Source organism: Pseudanabaena minima str. Chao 2107 (genome assembly GCF_051131155.1).
Taxonomy (GTDB): Bacteria; Cyanobacteriota; Cyanobacteriia; order Pseudanabaenales; family Pseudanabaenaceae; genus Pseudanabaena; species Pseudanabaena minima.
Map to the genome: position 1 here is coordinate 5,325,583 of NZ_CP159508.1, position 17,291 is coordinate 5,342,873.

Annotated in this window: 16 protein-coding genes; 7 read left to right on the forward strand and 9 right to left on the reverse strand. The window is 39.9% G+C overall.

The genetic code is table 11. The features are described from left to right. Positions 1 to 76: 76 nt before the first annotated feature. Positions 77 to 529 carry a hypothetical protein gene (locus tag ABM313_RS23980; RefSeq protein WP_434685635.1) on the reverse strand — a complete coding sequence of 151 codons (453 nt, stop codon included), beginning with the start codon at positions 527 to 529 and terminating at the stop codon, positions 77 to 79. Positions 530 to 638: 109 nt separating this feature from the next. Here ABM313_RS23980 and hisH point away from each other — a divergent pair, with 109 nt between their 5' ends. The 3 genes from hisH (at position 639) to surE (ending at position 2,819) form a co-directional block, all read left to right on the forward strand. Continuing rightward, complete coding sequence (hisH, locus tag ABM313_RS23985; protein ID WP_434685636.1) at positions 639 to 1,262, forward strand: imidazole glycerol phosphate synthase subunit HisH; 624 nt, start codon at positions 639 to 641, stop codon at positions 1,260 to 1,262. A 26-nt stretch (positions 1,263 to 1,288) separates the two neighbouring features. Further along, positions 1,289 to 1,816 (forward strand): DUF2808 domain-containing protein, encoded by a 528-nt coding sequence (locus tag ABM313_RS23990; RefSeq protein ID WP_434685637.1) that lies wholly within the window; start codon positions 1,289 to 1,291, stop codon positions 1,814 to 1,816. Positions 1,817 to 2,033: 217 nt separating this feature from the next. Then, positions 2,034 to 2,819, forward strand: a complete 786-nt coding sequence (surE, locus tag ABM313_RS23995; protein ID WP_434685638.1) for a 5'/3'-nucleotidase SurE — start codon at positions 2,034 to 2,036, stop codon at positions 2,817 to 2,819. Between the two features lie 33 nt (positions 2,820 to 2,852). On the opposite strand, the gene ABM313_RS24000 is transcribed toward surE, so the two are convergent. Then, positions 2,853 to 3,752 carry a S66 peptidase family protein gene (locus tag ABM313_RS24000; RefSeq protein ID WP_434685640.1) on the reverse strand — a complete coding sequence of 300 codons (900 nt, stop codon included), beginning with the start codon at positions 3,750 to 3,752 and terminating at the stop codon, positions 2,853 to 2,855. A gap of 421 nt (positions 3,753 to 4,173) precedes the next feature. Then, positions 4,174 to 4,989, reverse strand: coding sequence for a mechanosensitive ion channel family protein (locus ABM313_RS24005; protein ID WP_434685641.1), 816 nt, complete (start codon positions 4,987 to 4,989; stop codon positions 4,174 to 4,176). Positions 4,990 to 5,382: 393 nt separating this feature from the next. Between ABM313_RS24005 and ABM313_RS24010 the strand changes: the two genes are divergently transcribed. From ABM313_RS24010 to ABM313_RS24025, 4 genes are all read left to right on the forward strand, one after another. Then, positions 5,383 to 5,811: a hypothetical protein gene (locus tag ABM313_RS24010; RefSeq protein ID WP_434685642.1), complete on the forward strand. Its 429-nt coding sequence runs from the start codon at positions 5,383 to 5,385 to the stop codon at positions 5,809 to 5,811. Between the two features lie 84 nt (positions 5,812 to 5,895). Then, positions 5,896 to 6,318, forward strand: coding sequence for a large conductance mechanosensitive channel protein MscL (mscL, locus tag ABM313_RS24015; protein ID WP_434685643.1), 423 nt, complete (start codon positions 5,896 to 5,898; stop codon positions 6,316 to 6,318). A gap of 82 nt (positions 6,319 to 6,400) precedes the next feature. Beyond that, positions 6,401 to 7,420: a hypothetical protein gene (locus ABM313_RS24020; RefSeq protein WP_434685644.1), complete on the forward strand. Its 1,020-nt coding sequence runs from the start codon at positions 6,401 to 6,403 to the stop codon at positions 7,418 to 7,420. An 88-nt stretch (positions 7,421 to 7,508) separates the two neighbouring features. Next, positions 7,509 to 8,756 carry a dihydroorotase gene (locus ABM313_RS24025; RefSeq protein WP_434685645.1) on the forward strand — a complete coding sequence of 416 codons (1,248 nt, stop codon included), beginning with the start codon at positions 7,509 to 7,511 and terminating at the stop codon, positions 8,754 to 8,756. 6 nt (positions 8,757 to 8,762) lie between these two features. Here ABM313_RS24025 and ABM313_RS24030 read toward each other — a convergent pair whose 3' ends face one another. From ABM313_RS24030 to ABM313_RS24055, 6 genes are all read right to left on the reverse strand, one after another. Further along, on the reverse strand, positions 8,763 to 9,599 hold the full coding sequence (locus ABM313_RS24030) for a glycosyltransferase family 2 protein (protein ID WP_434685646.1): 837 nt from the start codon (positions 9,597 to 9,599) through the stop codon (positions 8,763 to 8,765). A gap of 152 nt (positions 9,600 to 9,751) precedes the next feature. Continuing rightward, positions 9,752 to 10,807 carry a hypothetical protein gene (locus ABM313_RS24035; protein ID WP_434685647.1) on the reverse strand — a complete coding sequence of 352 codons (1,056 nt, stop codon included), beginning with the start codon at positions 10,805 to 10,807 and terminating at the stop codon, positions 9,752 to 9,754. A gap of 36 nt (positions 10,808 to 10,843) precedes the next feature. After that, positions 10,844 to 11,800 carry a lysylphosphatidylglycerol synthase transmembrane domain-containing protein gene (locus ABM313_RS24040; RefSeq protein WP_434685648.1) on the reverse strand — a complete coding sequence of 319 codons (957 nt, stop codon included), beginning with the start codon at positions 11,798 to 11,800 and terminating at the stop codon, positions 10,844 to 10,846. Positions 11,801 to 11,836: 36 nt separating this feature from the next. Then, on the reverse strand, positions 11,837 to 15,016 hold the full coding sequence (locus ABM313_RS24045; RefSeq protein ID WP_434685649.1) for a glycosyltransferase family 39 protein: 3,180 nt from the start codon (positions 15,014 to 15,016) through the stop codon (positions 11,837 to 11,839). After that, positions 15,013 to 16,383, reverse strand: coding sequence for a tetratricopeptide repeat protein (locus ABM313_RS24050; RefSeq protein ID WP_434685650.1), 1,371 nt, complete (start codon positions 16,381 to 16,383; stop codon positions 15,013 to 15,015). Before ABM313_RS24050 ends, ABM313_RS24045 begins: the two co-directional genes overlap by 4 nt. 43 nt (positions 16,384 to 16,426) lie before the next feature. Next, the gene (locus tag ABM313_RS24055) at positions 16,427 to 17,251 is read right to left on the reverse strand and encodes a 2OG-Fe(II) oxygenase (RefSeq protein ID WP_434685651.1); all 825 of its coding nucleotides are present in this window, start codon (positions 17,249 to 17,251) and stop codon (positions 16,427 to 16,429) included. Positions 17,252 to 17,291: the final 40 nt, after the last annotated feature.

The window sequence follows — 17,291 nt, forward strand, 5'->3', positions numbered from 1 at the left end:
TGTGAGGCGGCGCTTCGCGCCGCCTCACACTATTTGGGTTTTGATTTGTCCTGATACAGATGGCTATAGCTATACTTTAAAATTGTTGTTGAAAAAGTAATGGGGCATTGACCCGAAACGGCTCTGCACCTAGGGATTTTGGATCGATGCGCCAGCGTTCTTCTATGGTGCTGTACTCGGCAATCTTCTGATCGCGACGATTGTGCAACATGACATTAAAATTTTGCTTTTGGGCTTCAGTGCCTAGCTTAAACAGAAAACTAAACCGCTGCAAATAATCAGATGCTGTCCATCTAGTTGTATTGATCGTGACGATCGCCTGTTTAGCTTCAGCATCGATCTCAATATTTTCCACCCAACCTTCTTGCAGTCGTTGAGTTTTCCACCAGAGACTTGGCTCGACAGGAGTTTGAGGTATGGTGATTGCCTCCTGTGCTGAGGCATGACTTACGATCGCCAATGGGGCGATCGCGCCAATACTTAGCGCTAACAAAACATGATTAACTACTAATTTTAATTTGTCAGTCATCCTAAACCTCATAGTGTATTTTTCAGGACTTGAGCCATTATAATCGCTTTAGAAAGCGCAAAGGAGCTTAAAGTTCCCCATTGCAAGACTATCAAGCAGGAGTAACATCATGCCAGTTGTGGCAGTGATTGACTACGATATGGGCAACTTACACTCAGCCTGCAAAGGGCTAGAGATGGCAGGAGCCACCCCTATAGTGACCAATGATCCGCACAGGTTAGCCGCCGCCGATGGGATTGTTTTACCAGGTGTTGGTTCATTTGATCCCGCAATGCAAAAATTACGGGCGACAAAGCTAGAACAACCGATTCATGAAGCGATCGCATCAGGCAAACCATTCTTAGGAATCTGTTTGGGGATGCAGATTCTATTTGAGAGCAGTGAAGAGGGTCAAGAATCTGGCTTAGGCATTATCAAGGGACAGGTTAAGAGATTTAGCAATGAGCCAAACTTGACGATTCCGCACATGGGCTGGAACCAGCTAGAACTAAAACAAGCTAATTGTCCGCTTTGGCAAGACTTGGGTGCTAGTCCTTGGATGTATTTTGTGCATTCCTACTACACTGCACCTATTGATGACTCAGTAACCGCAGCAACCACAACCCACGGTAGTCAGACAGTGACTGTGGCGATCTCCAAAGATAATCTGATGGCTGTACAATTTCATCCCGAAAAATCATCCAATGACGGGATACATTTGCTATCAAATTTCGTCAGAATGATCAGTGCGTAGCATAATAGTAGAGTCTTGAGAGATTTATGAAGATCCAAATGATCAAAAAACTGGGTATTGTTTCTTGTCTGGCTGTAGCTTGTGCTGTGGTTTCGCCATCTGTAGTTCGCGCCCAATCCAATGCAGGATTTATTTTATTTGGCGGGATCAAGGATAGCGCACTTGACTATTGCCTTGACAGTGGCAGCAGTGGTCGTAATGATCGATACTATCTAGAAGTAAAACCACAAAAATTTAAAGTTTCCGAAGTAATCATTACCTATCCTGATCATTTTACTGGTAGCTTCGATACGTCAGACATCAAACTGCGTGTAACAGATCAATGCCGTGGTGGCAAAGATTTGGAAATTGAATCAGTAACTTGGGATAAAGAAACTCGTCGCATCACAATCATTCCCAAAGAATCAATTCCTTCCAAAACAGCCTTACGAGCTGTGCTATCTAATGTAAGAAATCCTGACTACAGTGGTTTCTATCAGTTTGATGGCAGAGTTATGCGCGCTGATGTACCAGTCCCTGTCTATGTTGGCTCATGGGTAATTACCCTTGACTAATACCAATTTACGAAAGTGTGATAATACTTTTGTGGATTAAAAGCCAAACCCAGTAAGGGTTTTATACCAAAGCACAAAATGACTATGCCATTTTGTGCTTTGGTATAAAACTATAAAAGTTTACTAATAAGCTAAAGAAAAGAGGAGGGCGCTAAGCACCCTCCTCTATTTTCTGATTTTATTGATATAGTTTCTCAGACATTGTGCAACTTCAAGTATGAACATTTTAATTAGTAATGATGATGGTATTTATGCGGCGGGGGTAAGAGCACTAGCTGAGGCTCTGAGTGATACTGAGCATCGGATTACAGTGGTATGTCCAGATCGAGAGCGATCGGCTACAGGACATGCCTTAACTTTGCAAGAACCTTTACGGGTTGATCAAATCGAAGGGGTTTATCCATCCAATATTGAAGCTTGGGCTTGCTCTGGCACACCTTCGGACACAGTGAAATTAGCTCTCGATGCATTATTAAGCGATCGCCCTGATCTCGTATTATCAGGCATTAATCGCGGCGCAAATTTGGGAACCGATGTTTTGTACTCTGGTACAGTATCGGCTGCAATGGAAGGTGTACTAGAAGGTGTACCAAGCATTGCTTTCAGTTTGACTAGTTTCGCCCATTTAGATTTTAGTGCGGCGGCAAATTTCGCAAAGAAAATGGTGAATATGATCGCAACTTATCCACTGGAAGAAGCAATTCTCCTGAATGTCAATATCCCCGCAATTCCAGAATCAGACATTTGTGGTGCTGTTGTCACTCGTTTAGGAATTCGCCGCTATAAGGATCTCTTTGAAAAACGTGTTGATCCGCGTGGCAAAACTTACTACTGGCTATCAGGTGTAGTAGTCGAAGAAGAAGCAGAAGCTGATACAGATATTCAAGCGATTAGAGATAACTACGTAACAATTACACCGCTTAAATATGACTTAACTCTCGCTGCGGCAATTCCTTTTATGAATACATGGACAGAAAAGCTAGCTACACTAACAGGATCGTAATATTGAAGGTGGCGCTTTTCGCCACCTTCAATATTACCGTGAATAGGTTAGAGTTCCTTGATTAGTATCAAGCTCAGCGATACAACCAACTGGTAGAGGTGAATTTTCACCATCATGTCCGAAGGGTAAGTTCATCACAATCGGAATTCCTAAATCAGTCAGGCGATCGCGCCACACCTCTTCCATTGTAAAACTGGGAGTAGAAACTTCTCCTTGGCTAAACCGACCGATCGCAATACCTTTTAACTTTTGCAGATGCCCCGACCAACGCCAATGGGTTAACATACGATCAACTCGATAAGGAACTTCAGATACATCTTCAATTGCTAAAATCACATTTTCCAGATCAGGACAGATATTCGTACCGATGATATGTGTCGCAAGCGTTAAATTTGCGGGTAAGAGAACACCTGTTGCTTGACCATTACTCCATCCTTCCCCTGCTAGTGTAATCGCATTCACTTTTCCTTCCAGCCAATCAAATAACTGCTGTTGCGATCGCTCAGGTTCCTTAGCTAATGTCGTGATTACTGGTGCATGTAAGCCCCCAATCCCCTTATGTTTAGCAAAGCCCCAGAGTAGCGCCGTAATATCAGAAAAGCCAATTAACCATTTAGGGCGATCGCTAAGTTCTTGCCAATTTAATTTTTCGAGTAGGCGCATCGATCCATAACCACCCCGCGCACAGGCGATCGCTACAGAGTCAGGATCATTCCATGCCTCGATTAATTGCTGACAACGTTCCTCATCGGTTCCTGCCAAATAACCCCAAGGCTGACTGAGAGACTCAGGTATCACTAGTTCGTAACCGCGATCGCGCCAGACTTTTAGCCCTTGCTCAAAGCGTTCCCATTCGCGTAACGCTCCACTTGGAGCAATGATGCGAACTTTTTGAGAGGTTGTAATAATCGAAGGGAATTTAGTTGAATGCATAGTTTATAAATATAGAAATTACTCAAAAGCTTCAACAGTCCTACAGCGCTTTGCGCTCAAACCCCAACCTAGAAGTTTTTGGAAAGTACTGCTTAATATTTACCAAAAACTTCTGGTGGTTCGCATTACAGGATAAGCAGTGCTTTGCCCCATTTATAGCCGTCTCCAGTCTTATTAACATTAGTTCGACGAAAGCGAAAAATTGTAAGAATCGCTAAGCGATTCTTACAATTTTTCGCCATTTGCGGCGTGCGAAGCACGCCGCAAATGGCTATATCGAACATAAAAACAGAAGTGAGTGGTGGCGCTTCGTGCCGCCACTCACTTCTGGAGTTTGAATTTGTCTTAATGCAAGTGACTACAGCTATATCTTTATCTAGAATAGAAATAAAAAAGCCTCTTTCATCAAGGCTTTCAAGATTTAAGACTGACGAATTTGGAAATGTTGTTGAGGAATAGGGAATCCTGATTCACTGAAACTTTCGCGAATGATTCGATTGGTGTCAAAGTAGACTTGCCAATAGTGAGTATTGTTGCAGAATGGTCTTACTGCAAGCACTGGTCCCATGGGAGTGAAGTCGATAATTTCGATGACAGGAGCAGGGTTGCTAACTACATTGGGAATATTGCTGATTCGTTCTTGGAGAACTCGCACTGCTTCATTATGGTTAACAGAATGATCCAGTTGTGCTTGAAGGTCTACACGACGGTAGGGATTAGTGGAAAAGTTTTGGATATTGTCAGAGAAGAGTTTATTGTTACCGACAAATGTACGCACGTTATCTGGAGTATCAATGGTTGTTACAAATAAGCCAATTTCTACCACTGTACCTGTGATTCCACCAGCAGCAATAAAATCGCCAACTTGAAAGGGGCGCAAGACAATCAGGAAAACACCTGCGGCGAAGTTCGCTAACAAGCCGCTCCATGCCGCACCGATCGCAATGCCAGCCGCCGCTAAAAGAGCCGCAAAGGATGTAGTTTCAACTCCAAAGTAACCAAGAATGGCTACAACTAGAATGATATTCAGTAGTACTGAGAGACTAGAAGTTAAATAACTAATCAGGGTGAGATCGATGCGTTGTTTTTTAAGCGCACTAGAGGTAATAGTGATCGAAAAATCAATCAGTTTTCGCCCAATAAACCAAAGAATAATTGCAGCAATAACTTTAAAGGCTGCCCCAGCCAACAGATTTAAGTTAGTTGCAATAAAAGTTTGAATCGTTGCTGCATCCATCAAAGTAAAGATTTGCTCCGTTTAAAATTAATGAAGTGAGTAGTTTAGCTAATCATAATTAAACCCCAAAGCTAGACTCCAAACGCCCGCGTGCGGGAATTGTAGGATTCATTGGATTTAAGGTTACTACTGACCATCATAGATTTTGACTTATGGTGAGATAAATTTTATAGAGTTTTTTAGTTTATTAATATTTCAAACCCTAAACAAATGAAAATAACGCTTCGCGTCAGCTTCATTTGCGTAGGGCTTGTATCCCATGTAAAAATCATATTGCCGTGATATTTATGAGATTGTTGTTTGTGCTTGCATGGTGTTTTGCGCTCAAACTGAAACAAGAGATTTTTTGATCGGCAATTGCTATAACATCTTCACAGAAGTAAAGGTAAAGTTATGAGCCGTTATTCTAAGCGCGATCGCCAAATCGAGACTCCCGACCAAATATCTCGTGATTCCACCAAAGAGCGCATTGAGATGTTTTTTTGTTTAATGCCAATATTTGGGCTAATCCCATCGGCGATCGCGTTGGTACGGCAAAGAAGCAGTCGCAAAGTACGTGATGTTAGTCAGGTGGCGATCGCCTTGATGTTGACTTGGGCGATCGCCTATGGCGCGATGGGAGGTGTACCAACAGAGGGTGCAACTTTGCAAGTTACTTCAGAACTCATCAAAGCAACCTTAAGTTCGGGCTATTTCTCTCTTTGTATGTATCTGATGTATCGGTTATATCGCCACCAAGCGATTGCCTTGCCGTGGTTAAGAGTTATGGCTGAACTCAAACAATCACGATCAATAAAACGGGATCAAAAGCCTGATAATTAAAACCTGTTTATTTTAAAGTTGCAATGTGCGGTACAAAGCTGCCCCATTACAGACAGACTTCATTATTTTAAGGAGAATTATTCTATGGCTTTACAAAATGGTAGACGTGCGGCTGGAGGTTTTATGAAAGACTTTCAAGCCTTTATTTTGAAGGGAAATGTGATTGATTTAGCCGTAGCTGTGATCATTGGCGGTGCTTTTGGCAAAATTGTCACTTCTTTAATCGAGGACATCATCACTCCCTTACTCCTAAATCCCGCTCTCAAAGCTGCTAATGTTGAAGATCTTGCCAAACTGCAAATCAATGGAATTAAATATGGTGTGTTTCTTGCATCAGTGATTAATTTTTTAGTCATCGCTTTTGTCATTTTCTTGATCATTCGTTCCTTTGAGGCGATGAAGCGTAAAGAAGTTCGTGAAGAAGCAGCCGTTGAAGTCAAGCCTGATCCTCAAGAGCGTTTGACCTTAGCTGTTGAACGTTTAGCAGAAGTGATGGAATCCAAATAAAATAAATCCCAATAAAATATAAGTGTATGTAAAGCATACACTTATATTTTTGAGACAGATACCTCTAGACTGCCTGCATATCATGCCACTTAGACAATTCAGCCACAAAATTTACTGCTCTCTATCGACATCTCTCTTACTTTTAGGAATTGCTATTGGTCTCAATGCTTGCTTTAGTCAAAATAATGACAAAAAAAACGAAGTAGATAAATCCCCTGTCCCTATTTTCTTATTTATCCAAGCTTCTCCCGATGGCAAGACAATCGAAGGAATTGTCCCTTCTGACTTGGTAGAACAGGTCGGCAGTTTAGATCGGGTAATTCAATCAATTCCTGTAGGCAGCAAATTTTCGTTAATCCAATTTGGTAAGCCACTTGGCATGTTTCAAGTCAGTGCGGTGCGTGGCTCCGATGTTTTTGGGGCGATCGCCAGTTTTAAGGTACAAGCACCAGCCGAAAACGAGAAAAATCAACCGACCAAAGGCTTTGATCCTGCCATCTTACGCCAGCCCAATTTAACAATTGTGGCAAGCGATCACCTGAATCCGTCAAGCGATCACACCTACTTTTTTAACTGCCCCAGCAAAATCCAACCCCTTGTACTCGAAAAATCTCGCAATTTATTTTTAAAACTTGGGGCAAATCAAGCCTCAATCCCACAAGTAGCGATCGCCTCTCTAGTATGTGCAGATATCGATGGTGACAATCAGCCTGAAATTATTGCAGGTTTGCGCCTTGATAACCCAATTCGTCCCGCAGGTTTTGATCCTCAAGTGTGGAAAGAATTTCTATCCCGTCCAGCCCTTGAGCGTCAGGAGTACAGCATGTTAATCATGTTACGAAAATCTGCAAACGGCGATTGGACTTCAGAACCAATTTTGACCCATACTAGAGCGCTTTCCTATATTAATGACAGCGTGAGCAGCTATGCTCTCTATGGCATTCAAGAGATCAATGGTGATCGCTATCCCGAAATAGTTGTCCAAGAAATTGGCTTAAACTCGCTTGATGTGCGCGTATTTACACCCACAGTCGATGCACAAGGCAAATGGCAATGGCGTAGTTATTACCAAAATCAGCGATCTCTAAATATTGTTCAATAAAAAAATTGGTGAGGCGCTTTGCACCTCACCAATTTTTTGTGGTTTTGCAGCGCATCGCACTATACAGTAAAAAGAAAAATTGTTTTATATGCCCTCGGAAAATTCTCTCAGTTACCCAGTTCTCTTCAAGCAAGTACAAATTCTTGATACAGATTTTTCTTCAAATATTTCTGAAACTTTAGCCGATGTTTTTGTTGATGGTGATCGCCAAATTCATCTCAACTTTGATCAATCCCAAATTCCTGCAAACATCAACATTGATCCGCGTTCGGGTGTCATCCTAGGTACAGGGCTGATTGATCTTTATAGCACTAGTTGTGAGCCTGGGCATGAATCTACCGAAACGATATCAGAACTAGTGCAAGCGGCAAAAAATGGCGGGTTTACAACAGTTGGCATTTTGCCCAATACTCAACCTGCGATCGATGATATTGCCGCTCTAGAGTTTTGGCGCAATGTGCAGCAAAAACATGGAAATACTCTGCAACCTTGGGGCGCAATCACCAAAGGGCTGGAAGGTAAACAACTCACGGACATGTCTGAGCTAGCTGATTCCGTAATTGGCTTTACTGATGGCAAAGCAATTAGCAATTTACTGCTTGTGCGTCGTGCGATGGAATATATCAGACCGCTCGGTAAACCAATTGCCCTATTTCCTCAAAATCCTGACCTCGCAGGTAGCGGCGTAATTCGTGAAGGGAAATGGTCGATCCAATATGGCATGTCTGGCTATCCTGCTGCCGCCGAGACCACAGCCCTTGCCGCCTTAATTGAGTTAGTACGCCTCACCAAAGCCCCCACCCATTTCATGAGGATCTCTACCGCCCAGAGTGTAGAACTAATGGCTCAAGCCAAAAATGATGGATTACCTGTAACAGCCAGTACCACTTGGTTACATCTTTGTCACTGCGATCGCGATTTAGAAAACTATGATCCTAATCTCCGTCTGATGCCACCTCTCGGCAGTGAAAGTGATCGCCTAGCTCTAATTGCAGGTATCAAATCAGGAGCCATCGATAGCATTGCGATCGATCACACTCCCCGTGCTTACGAAGAAAAAGTAGTACCTTTTGAAGTTGCTCCCGTAGGTGCGATCGGCTTAGAGTTTGCCCTTCCCATCCTCTGGCAAAACTTAGTAGTAACAAAGTTACTAACTGCTCGTGAACTTTGGCAAGCCCTTAGCGCTAGCCCAGCTAAAACGTTAGGACTCGCACAACCCCAACTCGCAACTTTTTTTGAGCCAAGCTTAGAATGGCTAGTTAAAAATAATGCGATCGCATCTCAATCAAGAAATAGCAATTATATGGGGCGATCGCTCATAGGTAAAATTCTGTAAAAGTCATTACTTGGATGAAAATTTCCCGACCAGATAACCTGAAGCTCCAGCAGCAAACTCACAGGTTTTCATAAACAACATGCCAATTCCTAAAAGGGGATTCTTGAAAAGTTTGGCAGGATTTGCAAAAAAAACACCGTATCTACGAATAATTGAAGTCTGCTTATGTAGTCGATCTTTATTTGTATCCTTATGAATATAGAGATCTAAGGTTTTTGCGTAGTAAAACTTTTTGCGACAAGATGTGAACAAATCCAGTTTACGCTCGTTATGATAAATTAACGTTTTAACCCGACCAATACTCCCAGATCCATACTTTGACTCAATACGATTTGGGAGATCATAGTCTTCCCATCCAGTCATAGACTCATCATATCCACCAACATCAAGATACGCATTCTTATCAAAAAATCTTGAAGCTTCCTGCCAATCAACACCACTATAAAAGGATCTCTCTAGCTTTTTACATTTAGCCCAAACCCCGTCACCAAAGGATTCTTCAGGAATAATCAATGCTTTAAGTTGTGAATTTTTCTGTGCAGTCTCAACACAAGCGCGTACAACCCCCTTAGTCAATACCATATCGCTATCAATCATCAAAACATAATCACCAGTAGATTGATGGACTCCAAAATTTCTCTGAGCGCTTCTTTCGTTACCTTTGTTGTAGACATGCTCGGTATATTGTCTAGCAATCATCTTAGTGTTGTCTTTGGAACTATTATCGACAACAATTAGTTCGATTTTTTCATAGCACTGTTCAATAATAGATTTTAAGCATGGCTCCAAAAAATCAGCAGAGTTATAAGTCGGAACTATAACAGATACTAATGGAATTTCCATGTAATGTTCTCCCAGTTCAAAAGTTTTAATTTGTCTCTACCAAAAGAGCCATAGGTTAATATCAAGCAGATGGAATTAATTATTTCTATGATACATATAGACTTCCTATAAATTTTGTCAAACAAAAATATAAGAATATACTAGTAAAAGAATCACTTTTTTGAATAAAATGCGAATACTTGATCTAAAGTATTTTTAATACTTGGATCTTGTGTTAGCTGATGATAGTAACTTAGTCCATTCACTAATGCTAAATAATCTACAGTTTTCTCTTTATTAAAGTAAGTTTCTCCGCCCACATTAACCCTCGTATTGCCTTTTGTAATAACTTCGCCACTGGCTAGAATATATTTTAATTCTAGTGTAACAGCTCGTTGAATAGCATTCCATACAATAGGTCTTTGATTGGCTTGAGAACTCAGATTAGTATAAAACAATAATGCTTGCTCGATAGAAACACCTTGATAACTACTATCAAAACCAGATTTCTCTAAGAAAGCTCCCTCAGCATTCTGTTGTTGTAGAGACATCATGGCAAATTTTTCACCTAGTCTTACAGCATCTTTACGGTCTAGCACTCTACCTGTCAGATAGAATGCATTAGCATCCTTCCAAAGTCGATTTGTTGCTCTTCCATTTCCATCTCCTTTGATTAGATTAGCTTCTTGGGACATTAACCAAGTAAGGGATTTAGAGATGGCTGGTTGCATATTAATGATTTTTGTACGTAGATAACCAGTCTCATTACTTTCTTGAAACCATCTCGAATTTTTACATAGCAACAGACTTTCACCTAAGTCATTTAAGTAAAAGGCTACACTGGTTGCTGAACTCTTTCCTTTGCTTTCAGGAGAATAGTCCTCAAAGCTTCCTTCTGAATTCTGAAAAGATAGAGGATACTCTATGATTTTAATTCCAACATCAACTAATTGAACATTTTTGGTTAGGATTCCATAGATAATAAATCGACTAGCGTATCTCTGAAAACCAACAGACATAAAGCCTTCTCGATTTCGACCTATAGCACCGCTTTGCCTGTCAACAACAACTGCTTTAACCAGAAAAGCCAGCAAATTAGGATCAGCCTTTGAAAGAACACTCCATTGAGAACCCACAGGAGTCTGTGCTTCGGCAGATGGCATCTCTCTCTCAGCAAACCATAATAAATTACCTGACCAGAAGGTGAAAGATGTCCATATTGCGGTCATAGCTAGTAAATATCTGAAGATCATCAATTTTTGATCCTATTGTTTTGTGGTTTTTAAGCCTTTGGAATCTAGTAACAAAATTATGGCTCCAGGAAGTGCGAGAATCCAACCAAGTATGGTAAAAGTCAGAGACAAAAGTACGGCTTGCTCAGCAGTTAACCCAATTCTGGTGAATAAATAAGCCCATAAACCTTCTTGAATACCTAAACCGCCTAGGGAAATCGGCATTAAGGTCACAACTATAGATATAGGAGTGAACACTAAAAGTTCCAGATATGAGATAGGAATTTTTAATTGTTGAGCAAGTAAATATTGATAAAAAATTATGGATAGCTGAATAACAAAGGAAATTGCGATCGCAAGTCCTAGTGATTGTCGATGTTTAAGGTATTGAATAACGATAAACTGAACTTTGTCAAGGCGATCGCATAGACCACCCAACCTTATTTTCTTTAACCAAGGTCTGCTTAAATTAAGCAACCAAGGACTGGCAATTAAAAGAAATCCTCCCCAAATGATGCCAGCACAAATAAGGAATAGCAAAATAATATCCCAACTACCAATAATTTTAATAGCTGGAGGTATCCCAACAAGGGCAAGAGCAAAAACCGCAGCTAACCCAGTAAATCTTTCCAAAAAAACTGAGGCAAACGCTGTTTCAGGAGCATCGATCACTTTAGTGATTCGATAGACACGATAAACATCTCCTCCAACTGAACTTGGTAAAAAAATGCTGACAAACATCCCCGCAAAATAACTGCTCAGTAAATAGCGAATTGGTATGAGGTAACCTGCGGATTTGAGAACAACTTGCCATCTCAAACAACTCAGCCATTGACAGCCTGTATAAAAGAGCAAAGCAAAAATTATAAAGGGTAAGGATAGATATTGCAGACGGGTTGCAATTTGACTAAGATCAATGCGAGTAAAAATAAAAGCCAGTATCGCAAAACTAACCGTTGCCTTGAATAATATTGGTAACTTATCTTTCATAAATAGCTTCTAACAGCTTTAAAAGTTGGGTAAAATTCAATAATTTCCTAAGTCTTTGCCTACATTTATCTCTCTTGGAAACAGACCATCAGATTTTTGCCACAAACGTAGTCGAACTCCATAAGGCTCAAATACAGATTTTCCTAGCGATCGCACATAATCATAGAGTTGCCTTTGATTTGGCTGGCTAGGTCGGGGGTTATCATCTAGCTGAATCCAAATGCGATTTGACTGATTTAATATTTCAGAAAATTGATCGACACTATTCACTACTTTACCACCTGCCCAGCGATCAATCATTCTCCCCTCCTTTAAGTAAAAGCCATCGAGGCTCAAAATACCTTGGGATGGCAAAAAGTAATCCAGTTTACCCAGTCCAATAGCAGCAGCAGCAGGTAAGTTAGCAATTACCACATCATCTGGTTGCAAGTTTTGCTTCACATAGTCAAATAATTCGGGATTTTGTCTTGCTAGCGCATCTTGATAGCCTGCTAATACCCTACTCGGTTCTAGATTACCCATGAATAGCAGAAAGACACAAGCCAATGCGATCGCTCTTAAAGGTAACAGGTTTTTAATTCCGTTTTCAAGCATTCTACCTAGACTTCCTAAAATACAACATGCGCTATAAACAGATAACGTCACAAAAATCGGATAAATTGCAAAAGTATAACGAGGAGAAATTTGAACTACTAAAATTGTAATTGACAGTAAGAAAAGGCAAATACTACTAAATAGAAAGATTAATTTAGTTTTTCTTTTAATTAGAAAATAAATAAAACCCAACAAGAAAAATAGACTATAGATAACATTGATTCTGCTATTACCTACTAGTAAGCCTTCTGTAAATCCAGTAATATCTCCTAACTGGAGTTTGACCTGTACCGATGAGCCACTTGATATACCTACAGGTGGAGTCAAGCAACGAATTAGGAAGAAGATCACATTAAAGCCAAATATTATTAATACCATGGCACTACTCAACACAATAGACCAATCTTTTTTGAGAGAGAATGGTCTATAAAAGCAGAGAAATCCCACTAAGAAACAAGGCAAAAGTGTCAAATATCCTTCTTGGGTAAGCAAAAAAGCCATTGTGGAAATAAAGAATAAATGTTGATAAGTTTTGCCTTCTCTAAAAATAAATCCCTTAGCGAAAAACCAGAAAGCAAACATAACATTCATTTGCAAGAACTGGTAAAACCGAGTATTGCGCGAAATTGCCAATTCCCATGGATCAATCGCTAAAATCGCCGTAACTAATAGAGCTAGCCATATTTTGCCAGTAAACTTACGCGCTAGTAAAAATGCGATAACTAGAGTGATTGTTCCGAAAATAACGGATGTAAATCTGGCATTTTCAGAAGAGAAACCAAATATTTTCAACCAGAGCGCAACAGAGTAGTGATACAGAGGTCCGCGAGTATACCAAATGCCCGAAGTAGCAACGGGTGCGCCTGTATTAAGAATTCCTCTAATTGCATCAAGGGAAGTGTTTTCATCGGAGTCTCTTGATGTTGCTGCTAAATCATAAGTCCTTAAGCCAAAACCAAGAACAACAATTATCGTCAGCAATATCCATTGTCCCCAACTAGACAATTGCAGCTTAGTGAGTAACCAAGCCCAATTTGTTGACCAAGATTGCTCTTTGTGATCATCTATCAACGATTGTTTAACCCTGTGGCTATGTGTGTATGGCGAATTGTGCCACAGGGAACCTAACAGGGTTATAACTTGAATCCCAATAAATCCAAGCAATATCCATATATTGGTAGAAGGTTGGGCAAATAATAGCCCCATTTCCGACTCTGCGTAACGGTGCTTAAGCAATCCCATCCCAATTAGGAATAATGTTCCTGGAAACATTATTCCTGCTCCAGCGGTTAATGAGTTCCAAAAGCCAGCACTAAAAAAGCCTAATCTTCCGATGAGGAAAGCATTCGCAATAGCTGCTCCCATGCCTAATGATTGCCAAAAAACATTACGAAGTAAGAAGTCTGGATAGTTTAGCAAGTAGGCATTACCTTCAAATTGGCGATTAAATTCTTGAGGATCTGGTAGTCTATAGGCGATCGCACTAGAAGGGGAGTCATCAAAATTTGGGGTGGGAGATGTTTGCCAACTTGAATCCGTAGCAATCTGATTAATAACTTCACCATCCATAGTTTCTATCCAACCATCCAAGAAAAAGCCTAAAGGAATTCTCTTGGAGTCATCTGGATTAATAGTTAAAGATCTAGCTACCCTTGCACTGAAAACATTTTGACCGTTTCTCACTAAATCGGTAACTTCAAATAGGTGTAGACCTTTATTATCATCACTCTCATAGGCACTAACCATTTGACCATTTAATAACAAAGAATATTCACCATCTCCAGAAAATCGAATAAATGAGCGACTTTGAGATTTTTGAAATTGAGAAATATCCCAGTTTCGCCGTAACCAAAGTTCACGTTGATTACTCTCTGTTCCAGTAATCCAAGATCCCTCTAAGTAGCGATTGTAAATACTTGGACTCAATCTACTAAAAGTCTTTTCTGTGACTGGACCTGCTAACTTTGCATCTAACCAGTTTTCATCACCAAATTCAGGTTCAAACCAAGGAGTGTTAAGGTCATTTTCTGCAAGTGAAGAAACTTTCCAATCAGATTCTCCAGTTGTAATACTTAGAGGGCTTGCTCCCTTCACAGGATAGACATAACCTTCAACAACTACACGCACATCCTGTCGATGCTTCTGAACTTCTAAGGAAATTACATTTTTACCAATCTTCAAAACCTTGGATAGATCAACATAAAAAGTTTGTTTCCAGTGATGGTGATATCCTATAAATCGATTTTCAATGCGAACATCATAGGGTTCACTATCATTTATATTTTGATTGATTAAAGAATTCCGACTTGCGAAAGATAAAGAACTATTTGAAGTCGCCAATTGCCGCCCAAGTGGTACACCATTCACATAAAGAATAAAGCTATTGTCTGCACTGATTCTCAACCAAGCAGCCTGCGCCTTGTTCGTAAGATTAAAAGTATGACGAGCATAAAGACGATAACTTGGTTGTGGTGATTCAATCCATTGTGCTGTAGGAGACCATGGAACTGGAGTTAATGGGCTAGGGGCTTTGTCCCATATCGCAAAACCTAACATTCCTAACAAACAACCAAGAGTTAGAACTAAAGCTAAAGCCAATAGAGAATGACCAAATCGTTTCATTGCTCTTCCTCAATAACAATTTTCCATGCACTATCATCCACTGACTGACGATAACGCAGCCAAGCGTTTTGATAGTCTTTATCCTTGAAGCCTTTCCAAGCAAGATGTAAATATGCTTGTCCTAATAATGCTGAACGAGGACGTTGAGCATATTTTTGATTTTCGATAATTTTTAAGGCAATATCCGCAGACTTGTCAAATTTACCACCAACAGCTGTAGCTAACATCAAATCATAAAGAGCTTCCGTGTGATTTGGAAAGACTGTTAAAACTCTTTCAAACGAATTAGCAGCAGTTGCTGTATTGCGATTACTTAGATCGTTAAACTCATTAATACCTTGATTTAAAATTGCTGAAGCTAGATACCCCCTTACTAAAAAGTTTTTCGGTTGGAGGTTCAATGATTCTTGGAAATGAGTTTCAGCATTAACCCAATCTTTTCGGCGATAGCTTTCTAGACCTTTTACGAGTTCAACTAAAGATTTGTCTGGCTGATCATTATAATATCCAGCTTTCCCAAGGCGCTCCCAAAAGAAGTTATCACCTTTCAGAGGAGGATATAAAGTTGTTAAGGTTTTGCTCATGCTTTGGACAAAGCGATAATCTCCATTAGCATAGGATGTATTTAAATTGTAATGAATAATATTTGGTAGCAGTATTGATATGGATAGAAAGATGAACCCTACTAATATCCAAGGTAGTAAGTTTTTCATATCCTTTCCCAATAGCTCTATAGCTCTTTGGTCTTTATCTAAATATAATCCAAATAAATAAATTGAAAATCCCAGAATAGCGATCGCCCAATTCAAGCTAATGTATGTAAAAAAGTTAATATCATAGCCAAGAATATTAGTAAGGAATCTCTCAATAGTGGGGGGCTGGAAAAAACCACTACTTTTGATTAAGGCATTGAGACTAGCATCTGGTGTGTCTGGATCATCTAAGATAATATTTTGTTTCCACTGTGCTTGTATCTCTGAGAAATTTCTTTCTACGTGGCGATCAACTCTAGCGTTCTGACTGTAATAATTATTAGATAAAAATGTAGTTGCAGGGCTCCAAGTAATTTGAACATAGGGAAAGAGTAAAACTACAAGTAACCCACTCCAAAAAAGTAAGCGCAGAACTCTACTTCTGGCTTCCCAAATTGTAAAGGTTAGACCTAGTAAACCAAACAAAAATGGTATTACCCTATAGTAATTGGCGATCGCAAGACTGACTCCAAAAGCCTCTAAAGTATCTGGTGGCAAATTATACCAAGCCGACCTAGCACTCAAGATTAACGCAATAGAACCCACAAGAAGAGTAATTCTTTGCCTGTTCACTTGAGAAAAAGCCCAATTCAGTAATCGTAATACAATTTTCATGGGCGTACAAATTTAACTCATAACAATCTCTAATTATTTCTAATTATTTGTTTTGATTACGGGCTCTAATTTTCTCTGCCTCGTGGCGATCACCTGCCGTAGTTAGACCAAACAAACGATGTTTAAGCGTACTAATTGGATTATAGATCTTTGCTAAGAAAGATTTTAGTGGCGAAACTTTTTTGGTTGCCCAAATAGTAGGTCTTCGAGGTGGTGCTTCATCTGGTTTAACCTCTCGGTAAAAATTGACTAAAATTGATTTGCGAGTGACATTCTCTGGCAGTTTAAGCTGTCGATAGCCATGAAATGTATCCTCGTCACAACAACGGATGATTGCACAGCGATTAAATATAGGCGCAACCTCATAAATTTTTGAAGTTTCTTGATGTTGCAACTGTAATTGACCACCATAACGATCTTGCCAATTTTTGTTGAGGTAAATCAACAGAGTTAGCTCATGAACCCAAGTATCATGTTTAGGATGCAAATTAAAATCAATATGCATATCTAAAAAGCTACCATTAGTTCCTTGGTGAAGCTCGCCACAATAATCAAAGTCCATGAATACTTGTTTACCTGAAACTTGGCTAATAAATTCCCTAAACTCGTCAGACATTAAGTCTTGATGAAGTTGTGAGAATAAGTCCGATGTTTTAGCCCAAAATGATAATTCATGCTTTTGGGTAAATAAGTAATGATGGGAACGATGCATTAGTGAGATGTCTGGGAATTGTGTAAGTAGCTCATCTGCCAAATCTTCATGCAAAAAGTTATCAATTACAATATAGGGAAATGGAGTTGCGTTTAGGAATTGATGGGACAGCTTTTCAGTTTCTTGACAAACATCAGAATTGACAACTGTTAACATTTTTCACCTACCTTTTTGATCACTAGAAAAGTTATTAGCA

Bases quoted from the DNA above. Each gene is read 5' to 3' on its own strand.
- ABM313_RS23980 (WP_434685635.1), bottom strand. From the start codon at position 529: ATGACTGACAAATTAAAATTAGTAGTTAATCATGTTTTGTTAGCGCTA.
- hisH (WP_434685636.1), top strand. From the start codon at position 639: ATGCCAGTTGTGGCAGTGATTGACTACGATATGGGCAACTTACACTCA.
- ABM313_RS23990 (WP_434685637.1), top strand. From the start codon at position 1,289: ATGAAGATCCAAATGATCAAAAAACTGGGTATTGTTTCTTGTCTGGCT.
- surE (WP_434685638.1), top strand. From the start codon at position 2,034: ATGAACATTTTAATTAGTAATGATGATGGTATTTATGCGGCGGGGGTA.
- ABM313_RS24000 (WP_434685640.1), bottom strand. From the start codon at position 3,752: ATGCATTCAACTAAATTCCCTTCGATTATTACAACCTCTCAAAAAGTT.
- ABM313_RS24005 (WP_434685641.1), bottom strand. From the start codon at position 4,989: ATGGATGCAGCAACGATTCAAACTTTTATTGCAACTAACTTAAATCTG.
- ABM313_RS24010 (WP_434685642.1), top strand. From the start codon at position 5,383: ATGAGCCGTTATTCTAAGCGCGATCGCCAAATCGAGACTCCCGACCAA.
- mscL (WP_434685643.1), top strand. From the start codon at position 5,896: ATGGCTTTACAAAATGGTAGACGTGCGGCTGGAGGTTTTATGAAAGAC.
- ABM313_RS24020 (WP_434685644.1), top strand. From the start codon at position 6,401: ATGCCACTTAGACAATTCAGCCACAAAATTTACTGCTCTCTATCGACA.
- ABM313_RS24025 (WP_434685645.1), top strand. From the start codon at position 7,509: ATGCCCTCGGAAAATTCTCTCAGTTACCCAGTTCTCTTCAAGCAAGTA.
- ABM313_RS24030 (WP_434685646.1), bottom strand. From the start codon at position 9,599: ATGGAAATTCCATTAGTATCTGTTATAGTTCCGACTTATAACTCTGCT.
- ABM313_RS24035 (WP_434685647.1), bottom strand. From the start codon at position 10,807: ATGACCGCAATATGGACATCTTTCACCTTCTGGTCAGGTAATTTATTA.
- ABM313_RS24040 (WP_434685648.1), bottom strand. From the start codon at position 11,800: ATGAAAGATAAGTTACCAATATTATTCAAGGCAACGGTTAGTTTTGCG.
- ABM313_RS24045 (WP_434685649.1), bottom strand. From the start codon at position 15,016: ATGAAACGATTTGGTCATTCTCTATTGGCTTTAGCTTTAGTTCTAACT.
- ABM313_RS24050 (WP_434685650.1), bottom strand. From the start codon at position 16,383: ATGAAAATTGTATTACGATTACTGAATTGGGCTTTTTCTCAAGTGAAC.
- ABM313_RS24055 (WP_434685651.1), bottom strand. From the start codon at position 17,251: ATGTTAACAGTTGTCAATTCTGATGTTTGTCAAGAAACTGAAAAGCTG.